Source organism: Cryobacterium sp. TmT2-59 (genome assembly GCF_004403545.1).
GTDB lineage: Bacteria > Actinomycetota > Actinomycetes > Actinomycetales > Microbacteriaceae > Cryobacterium > Cryobacterium shii.
On sequence record NZ_SOGM01000024.1, the window covers coordinates 1 to 22430 of the forward strand.

General features: G+C 68.2%; 28 protein-coding genes, 2 tRNA genes and 1 riboswitch. Of the genes, 16 read left to right on the plus strand and 14 right to left on the minus strand.

Going from position 1 to position 22430, the window contains the following annotated elements; all coding sequences use genetic code 11:
• The first annotated feature begins 451 nt into the window (after window positions 1–451).
• From E3T24_RS04295 to E3T24_RS04310, 4 genes are read left to right on the plus strand one after another with little or no spacing between them, the layout of a single operon-like run.
• On the plus strand, window positions 452–1615 hold the full coding sequence (locus tag E3T24_RS04295) for an ABC transporter ATP-binding protein (protein ID WP_134366357.1): 1164 nt from the start codon (window positions 452–454) through the stop codon (window positions 1613–1615).
• A 17-nt stretch (window positions 1616–1632) separates the two neighbouring features.
• Complete coding sequence (locus E3T24_RS04300) at window positions 1633–2826, plus strand: ABC transporter substrate-binding protein (RefSeq protein ID WP_134402239.1); 1194 nt, start codon at window positions 1633–1635, stop codon at window positions 2824–2826.
• Window positions 2827–2859: 33 nt separating this feature from the next.
• Window positions 2860–3786: an ABC transporter permease gene (locus tag E3T24_RS04305; protein ID WP_134366359.1), complete on the plus strand. Its 927-nt coding sequence runs from the start codon at window positions 2860–2862 to the stop codon at window positions 3784–3786.
• Between the two features lie 8 nt (window positions 3787–3794).
• Window positions 3795–4595, plus strand: a complete 801-nt coding sequence (locus E3T24_RS04310) for an ABC transporter permease (RefSeq protein WP_134402240.1) — start codon at window positions 3795–3797, stop codon at window positions 4593–4595.
• A gap of 21 nt (window positions 4596–4616) precedes the next feature.
• Here E3T24_RS04310 and E3T24_RS04315 read toward each other — a convergent pair whose 3' ends face one another.
• Window positions 4617–5192 carry a TIGR03086 family metal-binding protein gene (locus E3T24_RS04315; RefSeq protein ID WP_134366361.1) on the minus strand — a complete coding sequence of 192 codons (576 nt, stop codon included), beginning with the start codon at window positions 5190–5192 and terminating at the stop codon, window positions 4617–4619.
• 111 nt (window positions 5193–5303) lie between these two features.
• On the opposite strand from E3T24_RS04315, the gene E3T24_RS04320 reads away from it, so the two are divergent.
• Window positions 5304–6563 carry a DNA polymerase IV gene (locus tag E3T24_RS04320; protein ID WP_134366362.1) on the plus strand — a complete coding sequence of 420 codons (1260 nt, stop codon included), beginning with the start codon at window positions 5304–5306 and terminating at the stop codon, window positions 6561–6563.
• 9 nt (window positions 6564–6572) lie between these two features.
• The gene (locus tag E3T24_RS04325; protein ID WP_134366363.1) at window positions 6573–6905 is read left to right on the plus strand and encodes a hypothetical protein; all 333 of its coding nucleotides are present in this window, start codon (window positions 6573–6575) and stop codon (window positions 6903–6905) included.
• Window positions 6906–6908: 3 nt separating this feature from the next.
• Here the strand turns inward: E3T24_RS04325 and nhaA are convergent, their stop codons facing one another.
• Window positions 6909–8267, minus strand: a complete 1359-nt coding sequence (gene nhaA / locus E3T24_RS04330; protein WP_134434327.1) for a Na+/H+ antiporter NhaA — start codon at window positions 8265–8267, stop codon at window positions 6909–6911.
• Between the two features lie 105 nt (window positions 8268–8372).
• Window positions 8373–8522, minus strand: coding sequence for a hypothetical protein (locus E3T24_RS17220; RefSeq protein WP_160140982.1), 150 nt, complete (start codon window positions 8520–8522; stop codon window positions 8373–8375).
• Between the two features lie 81 nt (window positions 8523–8603).
• A riboswitch (TPP riboswitch) is annotated at window positions 8604–8713 on the plus strand.
• 36 nt (window positions 8714–8749) lie between these two features.
• On the opposite strand from E3T24_RS17220, the gene E3T24_RS04335 reads away from it, so the two are divergent.
• Genes E3T24_RS04335 through E3T24_RS04355 form a run of 5 tightly spaced genes read left to right on the plus strand, consistent with a single transcriptional unit; the run spans window position 8750 to window position 12585 of the window.
• Window positions 8750–9382: an ECF transporter S component gene (locus E3T24_RS04335; RefSeq protein WP_134366365.1), complete on the plus strand. Its 633-nt coding sequence runs from the start codon at window positions 8750–8752 to the stop codon at window positions 9380–9382.
• Window positions 9383–9392: 10 nt separating this feature from the next.
• On the plus strand, window positions 9393–10955 hold the full coding sequence (locus E3T24_RS04340) for an ABC transporter ATP-binding protein (RefSeq protein WP_134411093.1): 1563 nt from the start codon (window positions 9393–9395) through the stop codon (window positions 10953–10955).
• Window positions 10952–11734, plus strand: coding sequence for an energy-coupling factor transporter transmembrane component T (locus E3T24_RS04345; RefSeq protein WP_134366367.1), 783 nt, complete (start codon window positions 10952–10954; stop codon window positions 11732–11734). Before E3T24_RS04340 ends, E3T24_RS04345 begins: the two co-directional genes overlap by 4 nt.
• On the plus strand, window positions 11721–12320 hold the full coding sequence (locus E3T24_RS04350; RefSeq protein ID WP_241978615.1) for an ATP-binding protein: 600 nt from the start codon (window positions 11721–11723) through the stop codon (window positions 12318–12320). Before E3T24_RS04345 ends, E3T24_RS04350 begins: the two co-directional genes overlap by 14 nt.
• Before the next feature lie 4 nt (window positions 12321–12324).
• The gene (locus tag E3T24_RS04355) at window positions 12325–12585 is read left to right on the plus strand and encodes a hypothetical protein (protein ID WP_241975732.1); all 261 of its coding nucleotides are present in this window, start codon (window positions 12325–12327) and stop codon (window positions 12583–12585) included.
• A 61-nt stretch (window positions 12586–12646) separates the two neighbouring features.
• On the opposite strand, the gene E3T24_RS04360 is transcribed toward E3T24_RS04355, so the two are convergent.
• From E3T24_RS04360 to orn, 5 genes are all read right to left on the minus strand, one after another.
• The gene (locus E3T24_RS04360) at window positions 12647–13948 is read right to left on the minus strand and encodes a hypothetical protein (protein ID WP_134366368.1); all 1302 of its coding nucleotides are present in this window, start codon (window positions 13946–13948) and stop codon (window positions 12647–12649) included.
• A gap of 23 nt (window positions 13949–13971) precedes the next feature.
• Entirely contained in the window at window positions 13972–14322 is a 351-nt protein-coding gene (locus E3T24_RS04365; RefSeq protein WP_134366369.1) for a metallopeptidase family protein, read from the minus strand.
• A gap of 42 nt (window positions 14323–14364) precedes the next feature.
• Window positions 14365–15261, minus strand: coding sequence for an ABC transporter substrate-binding protein (locus E3T24_RS04370; RefSeq protein WP_134366370.1), 897 nt, complete (start codon window positions 15259–15261; stop codon window positions 14365–14367).
• 119 nt (window positions 15262–15380) lie between these two features.
• Window positions 15381–15456 (minus strand) — tRNA-His (locus tag E3T24_RS04375).
• A 43-nt stretch (window positions 15457–15499) separates the two neighbouring features.
• On the minus strand, window positions 15500–16120 hold the full coding sequence (gene orn, locus E3T24_RS04380; RefSeq protein ID WP_134366371.1) for an oligoribonuclease: 621 nt from the start codon (window positions 16118–16120) through the stop codon (window positions 15500–15502).
• Window positions 16121–16226: 106 nt separating this feature from the next.
• Here orn and E3T24_RS04385 point away from each other — a divergent pair, with 106 nt between their 5' ends.
• Window positions 16227–16514 carry a thioredoxin family protein gene (locus E3T24_RS04385; protein WP_347232639.1) on the plus strand — a complete coding sequence of 96 codons (288 nt, stop codon included), beginning with the start codon at window positions 16227–16229 and terminating at the stop codon, window positions 16512–16514.
• A 51-nt stretch (window positions 16515–16565) separates the two neighbouring features.
• Window positions 16566–16638 (plus strand) — tRNA-Arg (locus E3T24_RS04390).
• A gap of 75 nt (window positions 16639–16713) precedes the next feature.
• Here E3T24_RS04390 and E3T24_RS17225 read toward each other — a convergent pair.
• Window positions 16714–16881, minus strand: coding sequence for a hypothetical protein (locus tag E3T24_RS17225; RefSeq protein ID WP_166789118.1), 168 nt, complete (start codon window positions 16879–16881; stop codon window positions 16714–16716).
• A 243-nt stretch (window positions 16882–17124) separates the two neighbouring features.
• Between E3T24_RS17225 and E3T24_RS04395 the strand changes: the two genes are divergently transcribed.
• Together E3T24_RS04395 and nadE are read left to right on the plus strand one after the other, a co-directional pair.
• Entirely contained in the window at window positions 17125–17313 is a 189-nt protein-coding gene (locus E3T24_RS04395; protein ID WP_134366373.1) for a DUF1508 domain-containing protein, read from the plus strand.
• Window positions 17314–17406: 93 nt separating this feature from the next.
• Window positions 17407–18228, plus strand: a complete 822-nt coding sequence (gene nadE / locus E3T24_RS04400) for an ammonia-dependent NAD(+) synthetase (protein WP_134366374.1) — start codon at window positions 17407–17409, stop codon at window positions 18226–18228.
• A gap of 135 nt (window positions 18229–18363) precedes the next feature.
• Here the strand turns inward: nadE and E3T24_RS04405 are convergent, their stop codons facing one another.
• The 4 genes from E3T24_RS04405 to mgrA all read right to left on the minus strand — a co-directional run bounded on the left by E3T24_RS04405 (window position 18364) and on the right by mgrA (window position 21630).
• Entirely contained in the window at window positions 18364–19059 is a 696-nt protein-coding gene (locus E3T24_RS04405) for a hypothetical protein (RefSeq protein ID WP_134366375.1), read from the minus strand.
• Window positions 19060–19182: 123 nt separating this feature from the next.
• Window positions 19183–19464: a hypothetical protein gene (locus E3T24_RS04410; RefSeq protein ID WP_134366376.1), complete on the minus strand. Its 282-nt coding sequence runs from the start codon at window positions 19462–19464 to the stop codon at window positions 19183–19185.
• Window positions 19465–19660: 196 nt separating this feature from the next.
• Window positions 19661–20617: a DMT family transporter gene (locus tag E3T24_RS04415; protein WP_134366377.1), complete on the minus strand. Its 957-nt coding sequence runs from the start codon at window positions 20615–20617 to the stop codon at window positions 19661–19663.
• 5 nt (window positions 20618–20622) lie between these two features.
• Complete coding sequence (gene mgrA, locus E3T24_RS04420; RefSeq protein WP_134366378.1) at window positions 20623–21630, minus strand: L-glyceraldehyde 3-phosphate reductase; 1008 nt, start codon at window positions 21628–21630, stop codon at window positions 20623–20625.
• A 17-nt stretch (window positions 21631–21647) separates the two neighbouring features.
• Between mgrA and msrA the strand changes: the two genes are divergently transcribed.
• Entirely contained in the window at window positions 21648–22172 is a 525-nt protein-coding gene (msrA, locus tag E3T24_RS04425) for a peptide-methionine (S)-S-oxide reductase MsrA (protein WP_134366379.1), read from the plus strand.
• A 65-nt stretch (window positions 22173–22237) separates the two neighbouring features.
• On the opposite strand, the gene E3T24_RS17230 is transcribed toward msrA, so the two are convergent.
• A partial coding sequence (locus E3T24_RS17230; protein WP_206750176.1) for a hypothetical protein occupies window positions 22238–22430 on the minus strand: 193 nt, incomplete at its 5' end.

The window sequence follows — 22430 nt, forward strand, 5'->3', positions numbered from 1 at the left end:
GACCCGGGCACCCGCGGCCCGGTATCCGCGGTCCCCGTCGCGAATCGGTGGGCCTCGTCGATGAGGTCTGCCAGTGCGGCGGCGTCCTGGGCCAGCTTGCCGTGCGCCTGGCGGATGGCGTCGAAGTACTCACCGCGTGTCTCCTGCTGTTCGATGAACGAGGGCTTCCTGGAAATCACGGTACGGGCACCCACCGACATTGGCCGCCGCATCCGCCCGCCGGAGTCTGCGCTGTGGATACCCAGATCAAGGCCACATTGTGGAGGAGAAGTCCTGGCTCGCCGACGGCCCACGGGCGGCCGGTCGACCGCCGCCTCCGGGGCCGAGCAGCAGCCGGCCACCGAGGCCATAATGGCTGCACGAGTTCATCGTGACCGGACCGCAACCTCAGAAACCACACTTCTTACATTCCTTTCCATATGATTTAGGTCAGAGCGAGCTAGGAGACTTCGTGACCGCTGACCAACCCGCCATTCGGCTGACCGGACTGACCAAGAGTTTCGGCGCCGTCAACGCCGTCGACGGCGTGGACCTCGACATCGCCGAGGGGGAGTTCTTCTCCATGCTCGGGCCCTCAGGCTCCGGCAAGACCACGGTCCTGCGCCTGATCGCCGGCTTCGAGCAGCCCACCTCCGGCACGGTGTCCCTCCTCGGTCAGGACGTCACCAACCGGGCTCCCTTCGACCGCGACGTCAACACCGTCTTCCAGGACTACGCCCTCTTCCCCCACATGAGCGTGCTCGACAACGTCGCCTACGGGCTGCGAGTGCGCGGGGTCTCCAAGCGGGAACGGCACGCGCAGGCGCAGCAGGCCCTGGAGACCGTGCGCCTGGGCGGCTTCGGAAACCGCAAGCCCGGCCAGCTGTCCGGCGGACAGCGCCAGCGGGTCGCCCTGGCTCGTGCCACCGTCGTACGCCCCAAGGTGCTGCTGCTCGACGAGCCTCTCGGCGCCCTCGACCTCAAGCTCCGCGAACAGATGCAGGTCGAGCTGAAGGAACTGCAGCGGGAACTCGGCATCACCTTCATCTTCGTCACGCACGACCAGGAGGAGGCCCTCACCCTGAGCGACCGGATCGCGGTCTTCAACGAGGGCCGGATCGAGCAGCTCGGCACCCCGGCCGAGATCTACGACCGGCCGGTGTCCCCATTCGTCGCGGCATTCGTCGGAACCTCGAACATCTTCACCGATGCCCTGTCGCGCGTGCTGCTCGGGCGCGGCGGCATCCACACCCTGCGTCCGGAGAAGATCAGCATCGGGCGAACGGATGCCGCCCTCGCCACCGAACGCACGGCCGCCGGCACCCTCGCCGAGGTGATCTACGTCGGCAGCAGCACGCGCCTGATCGTCGACCTCGACGCCGGCATCCGCATCGTGGTGCTCGAGCAGAACGACGCCCACCGGGTGAGCGAAGACGAGCGCGGGTCACGGGTGAGCATCGGCTGGGGGGACCGTGACGTGGTCGCCCTGGAGAAGTCGACCGCCGTCGCCGCCGAGGCGGGCTCCGCGCCCGCCGACGGACAGCCCGGAGTGCCCGGAACGGGCCACATCAACGGCCAGGTGATCGGGCAATCCGCCACCGAGCCCACCGAACCAGCCACCGAAACAGCACGATAACTGGAATGGAGAACGCGATGAAACGCTTCACAGCACACCGTAAATCGGCAGCCCTCACGGGCCTGGCGATCGTCTCGGTTGCCCTGCTCACCGCCTGTGGCACCACCAGCGGAAAGAGCGAGGGCACCGCCAGCAGCGAAGCTCCCACCAAACTCGGAGCCAACGAGAAATCGGTGTCGATCCTGGCCTGGCCCGGTTACGTCGAGGACGGCAGCAACGACCCCGCCGTCGACTGGGTGAGCGCCTTCGAAGACGAGACGGGCTGCAAGGTCAACAGCAAGACCTACGGCACCTCCGACGAGGCGTTCAACCTGATGAAGACCGGCGAGTACGACGTGGTCGCCGCCTCCGGCGACGCGTCGCTGCGCCTGGTCGCCGCCGGGGACGTCGCCCCGGTGAACACGGACCTCATCCCCAACTACGCGGGCGTCTACGACTTCCTGAAGATGCAGTCCTGGAACAGCGTCGACGGGGTCGCCTACGGGATTCCCCACGGCTACGGAGCGAACCTCCTGATGTACAACACGGATGTGTTCACTCCGGCCCCGGCGTCCTGGGACGTCGTCTTCGACAAGTCCGGCCAGTACAAGGGCAAGGTGACAGCCTACGATTCCCCGATCTACATCGCGGATGCCGCCATGTACCTGATGTACCACCAGCCTGACCTCGGCATCAAGAACCCCTACGCGCTCGACGAGACCCAGCTTGCCGCGGCCGTCGACCTGCTCAAGGGGCAGCGGGAGAACATCGGCGAGTACTGGTCGGACTACTTGAAGTCGATCCAGGCGTTCGAGACCGGCGACACGGTCGTGGGCACCACCTGGCAGGTCATCCGCAACTCCCTCGCCGAGGGCACCCCGGCGGAGGTCGTTCTGCCCAAGGAGGGCGTCACCGGCTGGTCGGACACCTGGATGATCGCGTCCCAGGCCAAGAGCCCGAACTGTGCCTACGCCTGGCTGAACTACATCGCCAGCCCGAAAGCCAACGCCCAGGCCACCGAGTACTTCGGTGAGGCTCCGTCCAACCAGGCCGCCTGCGACTTCACGACCGACCCCAACCAGTGCGCGACCTACCACGCCGGCGACGAGGAATACGCGGCGCAGATCTGGTACTGGTCGACCCCGATCGAGAAATGCCTCGACGGGCGCACCGACGTGAAGTGCACCGACTACGCGGCCTGGACGACCGCGTGGCAGGAAATCAAGGGCTAACGGTCCAGATTCAATCAGGACAGAAGAGGAATCATGACGGTTGACGCACCCGCTCAGCCCGAGCTGCGGGCGGTGGTGCCCCCTCACCGGGACACCATCGCCCGGCGCGGCTCGGTCCTGCTGAGCAAGCACCCGCGCCTGCGGCTGACGCTCCTGCTGTCCGCACCCCTGTTCTGGCTCGGCCTGGTCTACATCGCGGCCCTGGCCGCGCTCCTGATCACCGCCCTGTGGACCGTGGACACGTTCACGGGCACCATCTCGCAGACCTGGACGCTCGACAACATCATCACCGTCCTGACCGGGTCGCTCTACCAGACCGTGACCGTGCGCACGGTGGGCGTGGCCGTGCTGGTGACGGTGATCGACATCGCGGTGGCCCTGCCGATCGCCTTCTACATGGCGAAGGTGGCCAGCCCCCGCTGGCAGCGCATCCTGGTGATCGCGGTGCTGATGCCCCTGTGGGCCAGCTATCTGGTCAAGGCGTACGCCTGGCGGTCGGTGCTGTCCCAGGACGGCATCTATGAGTGGCTGGTGGCGCCCTTCGGCGGGCATACCCCCGGGTACGGGTTGCCGGCCACCATCATCACCCTGTCCTATCTGTGGCTGCCGTACGTCATCCTGCCCATCTACGCCGGCCTGGAACGCGTTCCCGATTCACTGCTCGAGGCCTCGGGCGACCTGGGCGGCAAGACCGGGGCCACGCTGCGCCTGGTCGTGCTGCCGATGATCTGGCCGGCCATCATCGCCGGATCCATCTTCAGCTTCTCCCTCTCCCTGGGTGACTACATCACCGTGAACATCGTCGGCGGCGCCAACCAGATGCTCGGCAACCTCGTCTACACGAACGTGGGCGCCGCCAACAACCTCCCGCTCGCCGCGGCGATCGCGCTGATCCCGATCGTCATCATTTTCGGCTACCTGGCCGTCGTGCGCCGCACCGGCGCGCTGGAAAACCTGTAGGGGACGACATGCGATTGAGCCGCCCAGCGCGGGCCATCCTGGCCGGAATCACGGCCCTGATCCTGCTCGTGATCTACCTGCCCCTGATGGTCGTCCTGGTGAACTCATTCAGCACCAGCACCAGCCTCACCTGGCCGCCGCCGGGCCTGACCCTGGAATGGTGGGGCAAGGCCTTCCGCAGCGAGGGCGCACTCGACGCCGTCGTCACGAGCGTGCAGATCGCCCTGATCGCCACGATCGTGTCGCTCGTGCTCGGCACCCTGATCTCCCTGGCCCTGCAGCGCTTCGAGTTCTTCGGGCGGGACGCCGTGAGCCTGTTGGTGATTCTGCCGATCGCGCTGCCCGGAATCATCACCGGCATCGCCCTGAACAACGCCTTCCGCACCATCCTCGGCCTGCAGCTGTCGATCGCGACCGTGATCGTCGCCCACGCCACGTTCTGTATCGTCACCGTCTTCAACAACGTGATCGCCCGGCTTCGGCGGCTCGGCACCAATTTTGAGGATGCCTCCGCCGACCTGGGCGCGGGCCTCTGGACCACCTTCCGGCTGGTGACCTTCCCGCAACTGCGGTCGGCGCTGCTCGCCGGGGGGCTGCTGGCCTTCGCGCTCAGCTTCGACGAGATCATCGTGACGACCTTCACCGCCGGAGCCGGGGTGAAGACGCTCCCGCTCTGGATCCTGGACAACCTGTTCCGACCGAATCAGGCGCCCGTCGTGAACGTGATCGCCGTCGTGCTCGTGCTCGTCTCGATCGTGCCGATCTACATCGCCCAACGCCTCGCGGGCGCCGAGAAGGTCCCCCGGTAACCGGTCAGCGCCCGGGCAGGCCTACCGGCGTGCGTCGCGGCCGGTCAGCGCCAGGAGGCGTGACTGCAGTGGGGCGTCCTCGCTCGTGACCACGGGGGAGGCGAAGAGGCCGCTGGCCTCCAGGGTGTCCCGTTGCGGTTCGAACACGCTCCACACCGCCTCGACCAGCGCATCAGCGAGGGCCTCGTCGGCGCCCGTGGCCCTGGCCAGGTCCCAGGTGTGGACCGTCACGTCGGAGACCTGCTCGCGGAGGTAGTCGGAGGCCGGGACCGTGTCGTACGACAGCTGCACCGGCGCGTCGGCAGCCGTCGCCGTCCACGCCGCGGTGGCCAGCGCGGAGTGGGTCTCCCATTCCGCGGCCAGGTCCGGGCCCAGCGGGGGGAGGGAGCGCCGGGCGTCCAGGACCGTCAGGCCCGCGAGCAGCGGCGGTACCCATTGCTGCTCGATCACGACGTGGCGCACGAGCTCCCGCACGGTCCACTCGGTGTCGGGCGTCGCCGCGGACCAGTCCGAGATCGCGCCCACCCTGGCGCTGAATTCCCCGGCCGCCTGCTTCTGCAGTGCAATCCAGTCAAAGGTCGCGAGGTCGTCGGTCATGGCGTTCCAATCGTTTCCCGGTGCAACAGCCGACCGTCCGCTCGCATTCCTCGCCGGGGTGGAACAGCGCCGGGGTGGAGCGGTGTCGACGGTGTGGGTTAGGGTCTCTCCATGAGTAGGCAGGACGGTAGCGACCGCACGGTCTCGGCCGAAGCGGTCGACGACAGTTCGGCGACCCTGCTGCACATCGACATGGACGCGTTCTTCGCGTCGGTGGAGCTGCTGGACCACCCGGAGCTGGTCGACCAGCCCGTGATCGTGGGCCACCGGTCGGGCCGGTCCGTGGTGACGGCGGCGAACTACGTGGCCCGTCGCTACGGCGTCAACTCGGCCATGCCGATGGCGCTCGCCCTGCGCAAGTGCCCGTCGGCGGTCGTGCTCGAACCCCATATGAGCCGGTACAAGGATTTCTCCGCGCGCGTCATGCGGATCTTCGGGGACATCACCCCGCTGGTCGAGCCGCTCAGCATCGACGAGGCATTCCTCGACGTCGCGGGGGCCCGGCGGCTGCACGGGTCACCGGCCGTGATCGCCGCGCTGATCCGCCGCCGGGTCGAGGCCGAGACCGGACTCACCTGCTCGGTCGGCGCCGCCTCGACGAAATTCGTCGCGAAAATGGCGTCGAGCCGGGCGAAACCCGACGGCCTGCTCGTCATCCCCGCGGAGGACACGCTGGCGTTCCTGCATCCGTTGCCCGTCGGCGCCCTCTGGGGGGTCGGCGCGACAACCGAGCAGAGCCTGCTGCGCCTGGGCCTGGCCCGGATCGGCGACCTCGCCGACACGCCTCTGTCTGTGCTGCAGAAAGCGGTGGGGGAGTCAGCCGGGCGCAAGCTGCACGACCTGGCCTGGGGGCGCGACCCCCGGGCGGTCACGGTGGAGCGCGAGGAGAAGAGCGTCGGCCACGAGGTGACGTTCGAGCACGATGTGAACGACCTCGCCCGGTTGCGCAGCGAACTGCTGCGGCAGGCGGATGCCGTGGCCGTCAGGCTGCGGAGCGCCGGCCTGGTCGGCCGCTGCGTCGTGCTGAAGCTGCGCTACCCCGATTTCAGTACCGTCACCCGCTCCCGCACCCTCGCCGAACCGACCAACGTCGGGCGGCGCATCTACGAGGAGGCGGCGGCCAGTTTCGACCTGCTCGCGGTGAAGGGCATCCGGGTGCGGCTGATCGGCGTGCGCGTCGAGCAGCTCGGCGAGGGTGACGGGGGAGGCGCGGGGCTGTGGGACCCTGATGACGACTGGCGGGGCGCCGAGCGGGCGGTGGATTCGGTGACCGCGCGCTTCGGCCTGGGCATGGTGCGGCCGGCCTCGCTACTGGGCCCGGCACGACCCGGCTCGGCCCGCCCCGGCACGCCCAAACCAGACAAGGGGTAGCCTGAGGGCATGACTAGCCTTCCGGAAAAGCTCGCAGAAATCTCTCGTTCGGCCGGCGTGAAATCGGCCTACGGTGACCCGGTCCAGATCGACGGCGTCAGCATGGTCCCCGTCGCGCTGGTGTACTACGGGTTCGGCGGTGGTGAAGGGGAATCCGAGGACAAGGGCAGTGGCACCGGTGGCGGCGGTGGCGGAGCCTCGCTGCCGATCGGCGCCTACGTCAGGTCGGGCGGAACGCTGCGTTTCGAACCGAACGTCATCTCGCTGCTCGCCGTCGGCATCCCGTTCGTCTGGGTGGCCGGCAAGGCCTTGGCCCGCGTGATCCGCGCCCTGAAAAAATAACGCTCAGGAGTCCTGCTCCGGGGTGAACACGTCGGGGATCCCGTCGTCGTCCGCGTCGAGCCGTTCCTTCTCGTCGATGATGCGGTAGTGCCGGTTGCGCACCCGCAGCACCACGGTCGCCAGCAGCGCCGCCAGCAGCGACCCGGTCAGGATGGCCACCTTGGCATGGTCGTCGTGCGGGCTGCCCTGACCGAAGGCCAGTTCGGCGATCAGCAGGGACACAGTGAAGCCCACGCCGCCGAGCATGGCCACGCCGAGCACGTCCACCCAGGCCAGGTCCGGGTCCAGTGAGGCCCTGGTCGTCTTCGTGACCACCCAGGTGGCCAGCATGATGCCGATCGGCTTGCCCAGCACCAGGGCCGCCACGATGCCGAGGGCCACGGGATCGGCCAGGGCGGCACCCAGGCCGGCCACCCCGCCGATGGTGACCCCGGCGGAGAAGAACGCGAACACGGGAACGGCGAAGCCGGCCGAGACTGGGCGGATGCGGTGCTCGAGGTTCTCCGCCAGGCCGGGGCCTGCCCCGGGCCCGCCGCCGCGCCGGCTGCGCACCACCGGCACGGCGAAGCCCAGCAGAACGCCGGCCACCGTCGCGTGAATGCCGGAGCCGTGCACGAGCGCCCAGGTGGCCAGGCCCAGGGGCAGCAGGATGACCGCGGCGCCCCAGGGCGTCGAGCCGAAGAAGACCGAGTACCGGTGCGCCAGGAACGCGAACACGCCCAGCGGCACCACGGCCAGGAGCAGCGGGAGCGGCTGGATGTCGGCGGAGTAGAAGAAGGCGATGATGCCGATGGCCAGCAGGTCGTCGACCACGGCCAGGGTGAGCAGGAAGATGCGGAGGGCGCTCGGCAGCCGGGACCCGATCACGGCCAGGACCGCCACGGCGAAGGCGATGTCGGTGGCGGTCGGGATCGCCCAGCCGCGCAGGGTTTCCGCACCGGAGGTGGCATTGATGGCCACGAAGATGAGCGCGGGCACGATGACGCCGCCCACGGCGGCGGTGACCGGAACGACCGCACGGCTGAACGTGCGCAGATCACCGGCGACGAACTCGCGTTTCAGTTCCAGCCCGGCGAGGAAGAAGAAGACGGCGAGCAGCCCGTCGGCGGCCCATGCCCCGAGGCTGAGGTTCAGGTGCCAGGGCTCGTAACCGATTTCAAAGTCCCGCAGGGCGTAGTAGCCGTCGGCGGCCGGCGTGTTGGCGAGGATCAGCGCGAGCACGGTGGCCAGCAGCAGCAGGGCGCCGCCGACGGTCTCCTTGCGCAGGATCGACGCGACGCGCTGGTACTCGGGGTAACTGCTGCGGCGGAAGATCCAGGCTCTGGTTTCGCCGGGGCCGGCAGGCGGGTGGGGTGAAGTCACGGGAGGTCCTCTGGTTCATGGCACGCCAAAACGGATGTCGACCAGGCTTCCCGACTCACCGTTACCCAGAGTACACGGCGGCGTGCGGCCTCCGGGAGAGGAGACTCAGCGCCGGCGACCGCGGCGCAGCCACGCGGGGAAGTGCCAGGGCCCGGACACCGGCAGGCCCCGCCGCATCCGTCGCCGGCGCAGAATGAACCGGCGCATCAACAGGAGCAGCAGTCCGGCGAGCACCAGCGGGACGACCGCGCTCACCGGGAATTCCCCGGGGGGCGGCCCGTGCGGGCGATCTCAGGTCGGCATGCCATGCCGCGAGTCTAGGCCGCGGCCTATACTCGAAACGAACACGGGAGTCCGGTCAACCGGGCTGAGAGGAAGCTTCTGAAGCTTCGACCGTCGAACCTGATCTGGATCATGCCAGCGCAGGGAGGCAGATTATCTCGTACCCGTGCCCTGGAAACACTACGGAAAGGGCACGACCAGTGCACGCAAACACCACCCTTCTCACCCGGTCCACCGAACGCTCGCCGCGGAATTTCCGCTGGCGGGTCGTCGACATCGTCATCGCGAGCGTCATCGGCGTGGCCAGCGGACTCATCTTCATCGTCTGGAACCAGGCCTACAACCCGCTGAGCGGGCTGCTCACGCCGTTGCTTCCCGGCCTGCAGGCCCTGCTCGGCGGCGGATGGCTCTTCGCCGGCGTCCTCGGCGGGCTCATCATCCGCAAGCCCGGCGCGGCGCTCTACACCGAGCTGCTCGCGGCCGTCGTCTCCACCCTGGTCGGCGGCACGGCCTGGGGCGCCACCATCCTCGTCTCCGGCGCCGTGCAGGGGCTCGGGGCCGAGCTGGTCTTCGCGCTCTTCTTCTACGCCAACTACCGTCTCTACGTGGCGCTGCTCGCGGGAGCGGGGGCCGGGCTCGCGCTGGCCGTGAACGACCTCCTGCTCTGGTACCCCGGGTCCGCCGCCCCGTTCATCACCATCTACGCCCTGTCCGCCGTGGTCTCCGGGATCGTGGTCGCCGGCCTGCTGTCCTGGCTCGCGATGCGGGGGCTGGCGCGAACCGGCGCCCTCTCGCGCTTCGCCGCAGGACGCTCGACCCGGCCCCGGGTCTAGGGGCACAGCCATGACACCGGCAGAAGCGGCCACCGTCCCGGGGGCATCCGTGCTCGCCCGTGACTGGGGCTGGCGGCATGCCGGTCGCCGCGGCTGGGCGGTCAGGGGCCTCGACCTGCGGATCGACCCCGGAGAACGGCTGCTGCTGCTCGGCGCGTCCGGCGCGGGCAAGTCCACGCTGCTGCACGCCCTGGCCGGCGTGCTCGGCGGCGACGAGGAGGGCGAGCAGACCGGCCGGTTGCTCGTGAACGGCCAAGAGCCCACCGCGGCCCGCGGCCAGTCCGGCCTGCTGTTGCAGGACCCGGATTCGCAGGTCATCCTGGCCCGCCTCGGCGATGACGTGGCCTTCGGTTGCGAGAACCTCGGCGTGCCGCGGGACGAGATCTGGCGGAGGGTGCACGACGCCCTCGAGATGGTCGGCCTGGATCTGCCGCTCAGCCATCCGACGTCGGCGCTGTCCGGCGGGCAGAAGCAGCGGCTGGCCCTGGCCGGGGTGCTCGCGATGCGCCCCGGCCTGCTGCTGCTCGACGAACCGACGGCGAACCTCGACCCTGAAGGGGTCCTGTCCGTGCGCGATTCCGTGGCCCGGGTGCTCGAACACTCGGAGGCCACCTTGATCGTGATCGAACACCGGGTGGCCGTCTGGCAGGGCCTGGTAAACCGGGTGGTCGTGCTCGACCAGGGCGGCGGAATCCTTGCCGACGGGAACCCCGACGAGGTCTTGACCCGTCAGGGCGAACAGCTGGCGAAGGTCGGTGTCTGGGTTCCGGGCCGGGGGAGCGGACTGCCGGCGTCCCGGCGGGGCGCGGCGCCGCGGAGCACGGGCTCGCTGAACGCCGGGCCACTGAGCACGGGACCACTGAGCACGGGACCACTGAGCACGGCGCTGTTGCAGACCAGGGCACTGTCCATTGCCCGCACCAAGGATGCCGTCGTCGCCTCTGACATCGAACTCGCCGTGCACGCCGGGTCTGCGCTCGCGATCACCGGCCCGAACGGCGCCGGAAAATCGACCCTGGCGCTCACCCTTGCGGGGCTGCTCAAGCCGGCGTCGGGGCGGGTGCTCGCGAGCGACGCATTCGCGGCCGGGGCGGGCGCGCAACCGATCCGCTGGAAGTCACGCGAGCTGCTCACCCGGATCGGAACGGTGTTCCAGGACCCGGAGCACCAGTTCGTCGCCGCGACCGTGCGGGCCGAACTCGCGGTCGGACCGCGGGCGCTGGCCCGGCCGGAGGCCGAGATCACCGCTCGGGTCGACGAGGTGCTGCAGCGGCTCCGCCTCGACCAGCTGGCCGACGCGAACCCGTTCACCCTGTCCGGCGGCGAGAAACGCCGTCTGTCCGTCGGCACGGTGCTCGCCACCCGGCCGCGGCTCCTGGTGCTGGACGAGCCGACCTTCGGCCAGGACCTCCGCACCTGGCGGGAGATCGTGGCTCTGCTCGAGGAACTCATCACGGAGGGCACGGGCGTTGTCGCGGTCTCGCACGACGCCGACTTCGTCACCGCGCTCGCCGACCGCGAATTCCCGATGGCCGCCCCGGCCCAGGCACCCAGAGTGGCGGCCGCCCGATGAGCGTGCTCGCGCCCGCCCGGGGTCAGCAGGCCATCTTCCGGGTCAACCCCGTGGCCAAGCTCGCGGCCGCACTGCTGCTGGCGGGTGTGCTCATGCTGACCGTCGACTGGGTGTCCGCCGCCGTCGCGCTGGCCTGCGAGTCCGTGCTGTTCTTCTTTGCCGGATTGTCCCTGCGGGCCTTCTTCTGGCGCACCCTCCCGGTCTGGATCGCGGCCCCCACGGCCGGGCTCACCACCCTGCTGTACGGCCAGGCGTCCGGGCAGGAATACTGGCACCTCGGGCTGGTGCACGTCACCGAGGGCTCGACCGCACTGGCCATCGCGACCACGCTGCGCATCCTGGCCATCGGGTTGCCGTCGGTGGTGTTGTTCGTGACCGTCGACCCCACCGACCTGGCGGACGGCCTCGCCCAGATCGTTCGGCTGCCGTCCCGGTTCGTGCTCGGCGGCCTGGCCGGGCTGAGACTGGTCGGCCTGTTCATCGAGGACTGGCGCGCCCTCGAACTGGCCAGGCGGGCCAGGGGGATCGGGGACGGCGGCGCCATCCGTCGCCTGGCCGGCCAGGGGTTCGCCCTGCTCGTGCTGTCCATCCGCCGGGGCAGCAAACTGGCCACCGCGATGGAAGCGCGTGGTTTCGGCGCCCCGGTACGGCGCACCTGGGCCCGGCCGGCCACCTTCCGCGGCCGGGAATTCGCACTCGTCGGGATCGGCCTGGTCGTCGCGCTGCTGGCGGTATTCGTCTCCGTGGCAACGGGAAGCTGGAACTTTGTGCTCGCCTGACCCGGAACGGATGCTGCTGCTCGCGCCCGTCCTGGCCGCCCTGGCGGCCGCAGGGCCGACGCCAGTCGTGCTCATCGACGGTCCGAGCGGGGCCGGCAAGAGCACCCTGGCCGACGCCCTCGTCCTGGCCTGGCCGGGCATGGTCAGGCCCGTGCTGGTGCGCCTGGACGACATCTACCCCGGCTGGAACGGGCTGGACGCCGCCGTGGCCCAGCTGACCGACCACATCCTCGGACCGCGTCGGCGGGGGGCGCCGGGGGCCTGGCAGCGCTACGACTGGGAGCGCGGCCAACCGGCCGAGTGGCACCTCGTCGACCCGGCGCGCCCGCTGATCGTGGAGGGCTGCGGGGCGCTGGCCGCCGCCAACCTGCCGCTCAGCGACATCCGGGTGTGGCTGGACGCCGACGACCGGCTGCGCAAGCAGCGCGCCCTGGCCCGGGACGGAGAGGCGTTCCGTTCGCACTGGGACCAGTGGCAATCGGAGTGGGAGGCCTACCGCAACCGGGAACGGCCGGAACGGCAGGCGACGATCCGGCTCGCCGCGGCCGGAAACACTGCGGGAAGCCCCGCGGGCAGGCTAGGTTGAAGACATGGCCGGTCAAACCGAAAAAGACGTAATGTACACCGCGGAGTTCACCGACGGGCCCCTCGCGGGGCAGGTCGACACCCGTGCCCTGATCCACGGCAAGCACGACCCGCGGATCAGCATGATGGCGGCCGTCGAGGGCGTCGAAACGACGTTCTGGTACGACGAGGTCGACGAACGCGACGTGCAGGGCCGCCTGCACGTGCGGTATCGCTTCGACGCCGGTGAGAGCGATCCGTACGAATTCACCCACGAAACCGACTAGCGCTCAGCCGGGCTCGTTCGCGGGCTCGCGGTCGCTGACCGTGGCGGTCACCTTTTCGCGGTCACTTATTGGCATCGAGCAGGGCCGTGATCATCGCCACGGGGTGCAACAGCCGCCAGCCGAGTCCCGGTGCGGGGATTGTCCGGTCGAGCACCAGGGGTGATGACACGCTCTCCCCGCCCGCCTCGACCGACACCCGGCCGATGGTGCGTCCGGCGCGCCCGGTGGAGATGCTGTCCAGTTTCACGTCGGCGACTCCGGGTGCCACGGCCTGCCAGCCGAACCGGGTCTTGGCCGTGCGCACGGTCGCGGAGGACGTGGCACCCCAGGGGGTGCTGAACCGTGCGTAGGCGTCGCCCAGCGCGAGCACGGGCAGTTCGGTGACTCCCGAGCGGGCGCTCTCCATCAGGGCGGTCACGTCCGCGGTCAGCGCGTCGTAGTCGGGCTCCCCGATCACGGCGCCGGCGAAGGTGAAGACGGATGCCCCGGTGCGCACCTGGGCGGTGAAGAGGAAGCAGATGCCGGCGGCATCCGTGTAACTGCGGGAAATGCCGGTGACGCCCTCGTCGGCCAGGAACGCCGTGGTGTTGTCGACGCCGCGCTGGCCGACCAGGGCCGAGGCCGGTTGGGCGAGGATGCCGGCGATCACCGGGTCGGACGCGGCCAGCCCGGCCAGCCGGGCCAGGTCCGTGGCGGTTCCGGCACTCTTCTCGCTCAGGCCGGTGGCGTCGGCGACGACCGTGCCGGTGAGTCCCTGCGTGCCCAGCCAGGCGTTCGCGGCGGCCACGTAGGCGTCGATCGAGCCGAAGGCCCATCGTGCGAGGGTGTCGGCATGGTTGTTGCTGGAGCCGAGGACCATAGCCTGGAGCAGCTCCGTCTCGGTCCATTCCTCGCCCGGGAACACGACGACTGTGCGGGCGCCGGTGCTGCCGTAGGAGATGTAGTCCTGGTAGTCGGCGGCCGAGATCGGGATCTTCGGGCCGGCGTCCCCCGCCGGCAGCGGCTTCTCGGCCAGGACGACCAGCGCGGTCACGATCTTCGTCGCCGCCGCCATCGGCAGGGCATCCCTGGTGCCGCCGACCGCCAGCGGGACGTGCTCGCCGAGGTCGCCGGCCTTGAGGGTGACCGTGGTCGGCGCGGTGGGATCAGGGGTGAGCGTGGTGAGCCCGATGACCGCGCTGCCGCCGGCCGCCGGGAGAACGGGCGGGGACGCGCTGGCGGGGCCGGGCGCGGGTGTGTCCAGCGTCGCCGACGCCGCCGGCAGCGGGCCCAGCAGGGTGGCCGGGCCGTACACGCCGACGGCGAGGATGACGAGGGCGCCGACCGCGCTGCCGATGATGCGGCCAGGTCGGTATCTACTCATGACGCAAGGCTAACGTCCGACGGTCATCCCCAGCCGAGGTCGTGCAGCCTGTCGTCGTCGATGCCGTAGAAATGTGCGATTTCGTGCACGAGGGTGATGTGCACCTGGTCGCGCAGCTCGTCCAGATCCGCGCACAGGGCCAGCAACGGTTCGCGGTAGAGCACGATCCGGTCGGGCATCTCGCCGAAACCGTACTGCCCGCGTTCGGTCAGGGCGACGCCGTCGTAGAGGCCGAGCAGATCGAGGCTGCCGTCTTCCGGCCGGTCCTCGACCACGAAGATGACGTTGTCGAGGCCGTCGACCATGTCGTCGGGCAGCAGATCCAGCTCGTCGATGACGAGACGTTCGAACTCGTCGTGATTCAGCGGCAGCATCCGTTCAGCATCTCACGACGCGAATCTCACGACGCGAACGGCCTAACCGTTGGCGGCTGCGTTGATCGTGATGGTCGTGAGGCCACCGGCGGCAACGCCCCACTTGTCCAGGATTTTGCCGTAGGAGCCGTCATCGACCATCGACTGCAGGGCGGCCTGCACGGCCGGTGTCAGTTTGGAACCCTTGGCCACGGCCATCCCGTACGGCGCCTCCTCGAAGGAGGTGCCGGCGGTCTGTAGCTTGCCTTCGGTCTTGGAGATCGCGTACAGCGTGACGGGCGAATCGGCGCTGAAGGCGTCGGCCTGGCCGAGCACCGTGGCGTTGGTGGCCGAATCCTGGGTGTCGAACTTGAGCTTGTCGATCGGGGGCTTGCCGGCGGCGACGCAGGCGTCGCTCTTGGCCGGGATCTCGTCGGTGTCTTCGTACGTCGTGGTCTGCACGGCGATCTTCAGTCCGCAGGCGTCGTCGGGGTCGACGGTCTTGCCGGTGGCCGAGGCCCACTGGATGCCCGCGGTGTAGTAGTTGACGAAGTCGACCTGCTCCTCGCGCTTGAGGTTGTCGGTGAACGAGGAGATGCCCAGGTCCATTTTGCCGCCGATGATGCTCGGGATGATGGTGTCGAAATTGGCGACCTTGTAGGCGGCGGTGAGTCCGAGTTTCGCGGCGAGGGCGGAGCCCAGTTCGATGTCCCAGCCGATCGGGTTGCCGGAGTCGTCTTTGAACTCGTTGGGGGAGTAGTTCGGGCTCGTGCCGATGACGAGCTTGCCGGACGCCCGGACGGCGTCGGGGAGCATTGCCTCGGCGGCGGCATCCTTGGTCACGCTGCTGTCGGCTTTCCCGGAACTTCCCGACGTGGCGGGCGTGGAATTGTCGACGCAGCCGGTGAGCAGGAGGGCGGCCACGGCAGCGAGGGCGGGGAGGGTGTAACGAGCGCGCATAGGAATTCCTTCGTCAGATGTCGTTCCGGCGAGTCTAGGAGCAGCCGATCTCGCTCAGAGAATCGCCGGGCGCAGGAGAGGAAATGAATTCCAGATCGTGATGAAGCCGGTACTTCTATTGGGGTGAGTAACGGGGCTTGAACCCGCGACCTCCTGGACCACAACCAGGCGCTCTACCAGCTGAGCTATACCCACCATGCGTTGCTTTTCCCGCAGGAAAGGCAACTCATGAATTCTATTACATGTTTGGACCGAAGTTGTGCACGGCTTCGGCTGCACGGCTCTTGGCCTGGTCGCTGGAGGGCCCCGGGTCGCTCACGAACACGGTCTGGCGGTAGTAGGCCAGTTCGCGAATCGATTCGAGGATGTCGGCCAGGGCGCGGTGTCCGCCGTCTTTCGCCGGGGCGTTGAAGTACACGCGGGGGTACCAGCGCCGGGCGAGTTCCTTGATCGAGGACACGTCCACGTTGCGGTAGTGCAGCTGGTTGTCCAGACGCGGCATGTACTTGGTCAGGAATGCCCGGTCGGTTCCGATCGAGTTGCCGGCCAGCGGCGCCTTCTGGTCGGCCGGGATGAACTTCAGCACGTAGTCGAGCACCTGCAGCTCTGCCTCGGCGGCGGTGAGGCCGTTCGGCATCTCGGTGATGAGGCCGGAGGTCTCGTGCATGTCGCGCACGAAGTCGTTCATGTTCTCCAGTGCGGCCGCGCTCGGCTTGATCACCAGGTCGAGGCCCGGATCGATGATGTTCAGGTCATAATCGGTGATCACCACCGCGATCTCGCACAATTCATCCGTGTCAATGTCCAAACCGGTCATTTCACAGTCAACCCATACCAACCGGTCACTACTTTTTGTCATGAGCCGAGTCTATCGGCGGCCGCCGACCACGATTCCTGGCCGCGATCACGGCCGGGTCCGGTCGGCCGTGGCCTCACCGCGGCCCGCTTTCGTAGACTGGCCTTCCGTGCGGCACACGAAGAAGGATTCCCTGATGGAGCTCACCTATTTCTCGTCCGCCTTCTGCGAGCCGTGCCGGCAGACCCGTGCGGTCCTGGCGGAGGTCGAACGCCTCGTTCCGCAGGCCCATGTGCGTGAGCTCGACGTGGCGCGAGACGTGGCCGAGGCGGAGGCCAACGGCATCCGGATCACGCCCACCGTGATCGTCCGGGACGAGGCCGGGGTGGAGGTCTTCCGGGCCAGCGGGGTGCCGACCCTCGCGCAGGTGCTCGTCGCGGCAGCGAAAGCGGTCTGAGGCCGGTTCCGCACTCCGGAGCCTGGTCTGCGGTATCGTTGAACGTTCTCCGCCCCCGTAGCTCAGTGGATAGAGCAGCGGCCTTCTAATCCGCTTGTCGTAGGTTCGATTCCTACCGGGGGCACCGTATACCCACACTCGGGCCGGTCGGCCACGGCCGCCGGCTTGATCAGCGAGCCGGCCTGGGCACTGTTCGGACTCAAACGTGCTTGGACCGGCCGGAGATGAACTGGACGAGCCAAACGATGATGGCAATCACCGCGAGAACGATCCCCACCCAGAGGAGGAAGTTCAGAGACTGAACCAATCCACCGGTGATGAGGAGCCCCACGGCAATGATTGCGATGATGATCAGCAACAAGTTCATTGGTCTTTCCTCCTTGATGATTCAGGAATGAGAGCAAATCAGGTGAGTCTCTGCGGACATCCTGCCGCTATTTGCGCGATTTGCATATGCCCCTGCAATCGGTCGGCTGATGCCCTGCGGTGGGCCGAGGTCGAGCGTCGACGTCGGCGTGGGCGGCGTGCAGTCCCCGGTGCGCGGCGAGTAGTCTTGATCTATCGGCCAATCGACCGGTGACGTTTTCCTCGAAGAAGAAGAAAGTGTGTCATGTCCGGCAAATATGAAGTTTTCGCAGAACGCACCGGCGGTTACGGGTTCAGGCTCAAGGCCAACAACGGCGAGGTCATCGCCTCGTCGGAGAACTTTAAGACCAAGGCAGAAGCGCTCAAGGGCATCGAGTCCCTGCGCTCCCACGCCAAGTCCCACGTGGTCGACCTGACGGAGCCCACGGACTGACTCCGCTCGTCCTCGTCGGGCGCCGGTCTGTGCGGGCGTGGACGGGGCCGGACGCGGCGGTCGATTCGGCGGCCGGCTTGATAGATTCGGTGCATGCGAGAACTTCAGGCGCGAATCATCGCGGAACTGCACGTGTCCCCACAGATCGACCCTGCTGCGGAGGTGCGGCGGCGGGTGCAATTCCTCGTCGACTATCTCGTGCGGACGGGGGCGAAGGGTTTCGTCCTGGGCATCAGTGGTGGCCAGGACTCCAGCCTGGCCGGGCGCCTGTGCCAGCTTGCCGTTGAGCACCTGACCGCGGCCGGTCACCCGGCGATCTTTCTCCCGGTACGGCTGCCGTATGCGGTCCAGCGGGACGAAGACGACGCGCAGTTGGCCCTGGACTTCATCAACGCCCGGTCGACCATCACCTTCAACATCGAACGAGCCGTCAACGGCGTCGAGGCGGAATTCGCCGACAGCCTGGGCTGGCCGTTGCCCGATTTCGACAAGGGGAACGTCAAGGCCCGGGTGCGTATGGTCGCCCAGTACGCCCTCGCCGGATCCCACGGTCTGCTGGTCGTCGGCACCGATCACGCCGCGGAGGCCGTGACCGGGTTCTTCACGAAATACGGCGACGGCGGCACCGACATCCTGCCCCTCACCGGACTGAACAAACGCCAGGGCCGCGCCCTGCTGGTCGAGCTCGGCGCGCCCGACCGCCTCTACCTGAAGCTCCCGACCGCCGACCTGCTCGACGACAATCCCGGGCAGACGGACGAGGCGAACCTGGGCCTGCGGTACGAACAGATCGACGACTTCCTCGAAGGGCGTGCGGTAGCCGACGACGCGGCCGTCGCGATCGAGAAACGCTACCTGAGCAACGAACACAAGCGCCGGGTGCCCGCGTCGATGTTCGATGATTGGTGGCGCTGACCGGCCGCTCTGCCGGTCGGCGGGCGGACTCGCGCGCTGTGCACCAGACAGAAAACTGGCCCGTACGTCGGATGACGGACGGGCCAGTTTTGTGTGTGGGGGTGAGACTGTGTGCCGGTCGTTGGTTCTGGGTCGTTAGTTCTGGAGGGGGAGCGGGCGAACCTCGAGGGCCTGCACGTCGTCGAGCAGACGCTGGGTCTCCGTGGACGGTGACGGGGTGCCGGCCGCGTAGTTGAGCGGGGCGGGAACCGGAGCGGCGTGCTCCGTGAACTGGTCGTGGTGCTGCTGGGCGGCCCAGGCATCCTGTTCGGCCAAAAGGCTCTTCTCGGAGGTGGTGTTCGCCACCTTCCAACGGTCGAGGTCGCTCTGGAAGACCTTGCGTGTGCGGGAAGGCTTGCTCTGCCACTCGATCAGGCGGTCGCGGAACTCGAGCAGCGCCGGCTCCAGCTGGTAGCCGAACGTCGCGGAGGTGCGCTTGAGCTCGGCCAGCTGGTGCGCGGCCCAGTTAGCGGCGACACTCGCCCCCTTGATCGGGAGCAGGCGCAGTTGCACGTCGGCCTGACCGACCGCGCGATCAGCCATGACCTGCTCCTGCGGGGTGAGCGAGTTCCACACGGATGCCTCGGTCGCGGCATCCACGAGGGTGCCGATCACGGAGGCCTTCAGCTCACGATCGTGCTGTGCGAGCAGGCTTCTGACTGCCCCGCGGGAGACCCAGGCCGCCAGGAGGCTGGCGACGACGATCGAGAGAATGAGCACCACGGCGCCGAACACCACGGCCTGGTTGCTGGCTGCCGTGAGCCAGGATACGAAACTATTCCACCACTGCATGAGCGCACTTTACCGGCGTCCCGGCCCGATTGCGGGGAACAACGTCGGCGTGCCCGATCGACATGACCCACGTGTACGCAATCGTTGCGAACGGGACGTGAGAGGACGTGATTCGAGCGCTGGTCAGCGGAAACAGTCCGCGGCGTCGTCGATGCGCCAAAACGTGCCCAGATCGCTGCTACGGGTGGCGGCGATCAGGCGGCGTGCGGCGAAACGGTCGCCGTCGGCATCCGTGCGCCGTTCGATGTGGCCGAGGACCGCGCCGGACCGGCCGATGACCCGCCAGAGCCCGGACCGCACGGGGACCAGAACGAGACCACGGAAGGACGGGACCGCCGGCGACGCGGTGATCGTCACGGGCGAGGCGGTGGAGCGGATTGCGGTGGAGCGGAATGCTGTGGACATGGGATTCCTCCGAGATCGGCCGGCCGCGGGTGATGGTGTCATCACGCTATGCCGGGCCACCGACATCCGGTGCCAACGGGGACGCCTCCGCCCCTCCGCAGTCCCGCTTTCGGAACGAATTCGACGGAGATTTTGCCCGAAACGGGCCCAAACACGCCGCAAGCGCCCGTTTGCAGCAGAATCTCCGTCGAATTGGTTAGCGGGCGGGACCCTCCATCATGGCCAGGTCCTGACTGGCCAGGTCGAGGTCGAGGACCTTGTTCGGCCTGGCGGTCTGGGCCACGACGATGCCGGCCAGGACGAGGACGACTCCCGCCATCTGCAGGCCGTCGAGGGACTCGCCGAGCCACAGGAACGCGAACGCGAACGCGAAGATGACCTCCGAGGCGGAGACGATTCCGGCCGCGGTCGCGTTGAGGCGGCCGAGCGCCATATAGGAGAGCAGATACGGCGCGAAGGAGCCGAAGACCCCGTTCCAGACCATCAGAACCCACAGGGGGAGCGAAACCGCCTCGAGATTGCCGTGCAGCGCGACGTCCTGAACCAGGATCTGCGGTTCGACCTGCCACCACGCGCTGAACACCAGCCAGAACGCGCTGGCGAAGAGCATGGACCAGAACGAGACGGCCAGGGGCGAGGTCGAGGCGACCTGCCTTTCCCCGACCAGGAAGTACACGGCCAGGCAGATCGCGGCGAGCACCCCGGCCACCACGCCCGGGCCGGAGAGGGTGCTGGCCCAGATCTGGGCGACCACGGCCATCCCGATCAGGACGCAGCCGATGGCCAGCCAGATGCGGGGCTTCACCCGTTCCTTGAAGACGAACCGGGCCACGATGGCGACGAGCAGCACGCCGGCGTACTCGAGCATCAGCGCGATGCCCACCGGCAGCAGGCTGATCGCCAGGGCATAGAACCACTGGATCAGGGCGACCCCGGCGACGCCGAGCACGGCCATCACGACCAGCTGCCGGCGGTTGATCCGGAACGCACGACGGTTGGTCAGCGCCAGGAGGCCGCCGGCCAGCACGGCGACGACCGTGACCCGGAAGAACGTCAACTGCGCGGGGGAGAGCCCGGCCTCCACGATCACCTTGGTGGTGCTGCCGTTGAGGCCGAAGAGCAGCGACGCGAGGAGAGCGTAGAGGTAGCCCACCCGCTCTAGCCCAGTCCGGTGCCGTGCACGGCGTACGGTTCGATCATGGCGATTTCGTCGTTGGTCAGGGCAGGGGCGTCCAGTGCTGCCACGGTCTGTTCGAGCTGGTGCACGCTGCTGGCGCCGACGAGCACGCTGGTCACCGAACGTTGGCGCAGGATCCAGGTGACCGCGAGCTGAGCCAGGGTCTGGCCGCGCTCGTGCGCAATGGCATTGAGCGCCCTGGCCCGGTTGAGGTAGGTGTCGGTGAGGACGGTCTCGGAGAGGAACCGGCTGGTGGCGACCCGGGAGTCCGAGGGCACCGAGCCGCCGAGGTACCGGTCGGTGAGCAGACCCTGCGCGAGCGGCGAGAAGACGATGCTGCCCACGCCCAGTTCGTCGAGAACCGGGAAGAGGCCGTCTTCGATGTGGCGGTCGAACATCGAATAGCGGGGCTGGTGGATGAGGAGGGGGACCTTGTGCTCGGCCAGGGCCGCCACGGCGGCCCGGGTCTGCTCCGGGGTGTAGCTGGAGATGCCGACATAGAGGGCCTTGCCCTGGTGAACAGCGGATGCCAGCGCTCCCATGGTCTCCTCGATCGGAGTTTCCGGGTCAGGCCGGTGCGAGTAGAAGATGTCGACGTAGTCGAGACCGAGCCGGCCCAGGCTCGCGTCGAGGGAGGAAAGCAGGTACTTGCGGGACCCGAAATCGCCGTACGGCCCCGGCCACATGTCGTAGCCGGCCTTGCTGGAGATGATCATCTCGTCGCGGAAGGGACGGAAATCCTCGGCGAAGATGCGGCCGAAATTGGTCTCGGCTGAACCGGGAGGCGGGCCGTAGTTGTTCGCCAGGTCGAAGTGGGTGACTCCGAGATCGAACGCGCGGCGGAGGATGGCGCGCTGCGTGTCGATGGGCCGCTCATGGCCGAAATTGTGCCAGAGACCCAGGGACAGCGCCGGGAGCTTGAGGCCGCTCCGGCCGGTGCGTCGGTAGGTCATGTCGGCATAGCGGTTCGGAGCAGGTACGAAGGTCATTCCGTTACTCTAGGGGCGTGAAAACTTTTGTGGTCGCAGGTGGATGTTTCTGGTGTCTCGATGCCGTGTATCGGGTCTTGCGTGGCGTCACCGATGTGGTCTCCGGCTACACCGGCGGAACCGCTCCGAACCCGAGCTACGAGTCCGTCTGCACCGGCCGCACCGGTCATGCGGAGGCCATCGCCGTGACCTTCGACCCGGAGGTCATCCCGGAGAGCGTCATCCTCGACGTGTTCTTCACTCTGCACGACCCCACCCAGCTGAACCGCCAGGGCGCCGACGTGGGCACCCAGTACCGGTCCGCCATGTTCTACACCGACGACGAGCAGAAGCAGCTCTTCGAAACGGCGCGCACGCGCGCCGCCGAATGGTGGGGCGACGGCATCGTCACCACGATCGAGCCGCTCGACGAATACTTCGTGGCCGAGGACTACCACCAGGACTTCTTCGCGAAGAACCCCGGTCAGGGCTACTGCATGGCCGTGGCCCTGCCCAAGGTGAACAAGATCCGCAAGTCGTACGCGGAGTACATCGTCAGCTGATCTCGCCTGCGCCGGTTTGCGGATAGGTTCACGGCGCAACCCGCCGAAGGATCAGAAACGGCGTCTCAGAACGGCGGCGGCTCGTCGGACTCGTCCGGCAGTACCGGTTTCCGTTCCGGCGCCCGTCCGTCGTGTTCCGCTTTCGGTGACGGTTGGGGCTGGATGATGGTGGCCGGTTCGCTGATGAAGTGCCGCCCGGTCGGTGAGGTCCAGTTGAGAGTGCCGTCGGGCAGCATTTCGTAGCTCCACCGGGTCTCC

Bases quoted from the DNA above. Each gene is read 5' to 3' on its own strand.
- E3T24_RS04300 (WP_134402239.1), top strand. From the start codon at position 1,633: ATGAAACGCTTCACAGCACACCGTAAATCGGCAGCCCTCACGGGCCTG.
- E3T24_RS04305 (WP_134366359.1), top strand. From the start codon at position 2,860: ATGACGGTTGACGCACCCGCTCAGCCCGAGCTGCGGGCGGTGGTGCCC.
- E3T24_RS04310 (WP_134402240.1), top strand. From the start codon at position 3,795: ATGCGATTGAGCCGCCCAGCGCGGGCCATCCTGGCCGGAATCACGGCC.
- E3T24_RS04315 (WP_134366361.1), bottom strand. From the start codon at position 5,192: ATGACCGACGACCTCGCGACCTTTGACTGGATTGCACTGCAGAAGCAG.
- E3T24_RS04320 (WP_134366362.1), top strand. From the start codon at position 5,304: ATGAGTAGGCAGGACGGTAGCGACCGCACGGTCTCGGCCGAAGCGGTC.
- E3T24_RS04325 (WP_134366363.1), top strand. From the start codon at position 6,573: ATGACTAGCCTTCCGGAAAAGCTCGCAGAAATCTCTCGTTCGGCCGGC.
- E3T24_RS04340 (WP_134411093.1), top strand. From the start codon at position 9,393: ATGACACCGGCAGAAGCGGCCACCGTCCCGGGGGCATCCGTGCTCGCC.
- E3T24_RS04345 (WP_134366367.1), top strand. From the start codon at position 10,952: ATGAGCGTGCTCGCGCCCGCCCGGGGTCAGCAGGCCATCTTCCGGGTC.
- E3T24_RS04355 (WP_241975732.1), top strand. From the start codon at position 12,325: ATGGCCGGTCAAACCGAAAAAGACGTAATGTACACCGCGGAGTTCACC.
- E3T24_RS04360 (WP_134366368.1), bottom strand. From the start codon at position 13,948: ATGAGTAGATACCGACCTGGCCGCATCATCGGCAGCGCGGTCGGCGCC.
- E3T24_RS04365 (WP_134366369.1), bottom strand. From the start codon at position 14,322: ATGCTGCCGCTGAATCACGACGAGTTCGAACGTCTCGTCATCGACGAG.
- E3T24_RS04370 (WP_134366370.1), bottom strand. From the start codon at position 15,261: ATGCGCGCTCGTTACACCCTCCCCGCCCTCGCTGCCGTGGCCGCCCTC.
- orn (WP_134366371.1), bottom strand. From the start codon at position 16,120: ATGACAAAAAGTAGTGACCGGTTGGTATGGGTTGACTGTGAAATGACC.
- E3T24_RS17225 (WP_166789118.1), bottom strand. From the start codon at position 16,881: ATGAACTTGTTGCTGATCATCATCGCAATCATTGCCGTGGGGCTCCTC.
- E3T24_RS04395 (WP_134366373.1), top strand. From the start codon at position 17,125: ATGTCCGGCAAATATGAAGTTTTCGCAGAACGCACCGGCGGTTACGGG.
- nadE (WP_134366374.1), top strand. From the start codon at position 17,407: ATGCGAGAACTTCAGGCGCGAATCATCGCGGAACTGCACGTGTCCCCA.
- E3T24_RS04405 (WP_134366375.1), bottom strand. From the start codon at position 19,059: ATGCAGTGGTGGAATAGTTTCGTATCCTGGCTCACGGCAGCCAGCAAC.
- E3T24_RS04410 (WP_134366376.1), bottom strand. From the start codon at position 19,464: ATGTCCACAGCATTCCGCTCCACCGCAATCCGCTCCACCGCCTCGCCC.
- mgrA (WP_134366378.1), bottom strand. From the start codon at position 21,630: ATGACCTTCGTACCTGCTCCGAACCGCTATGCCGACATGACCTACCGA.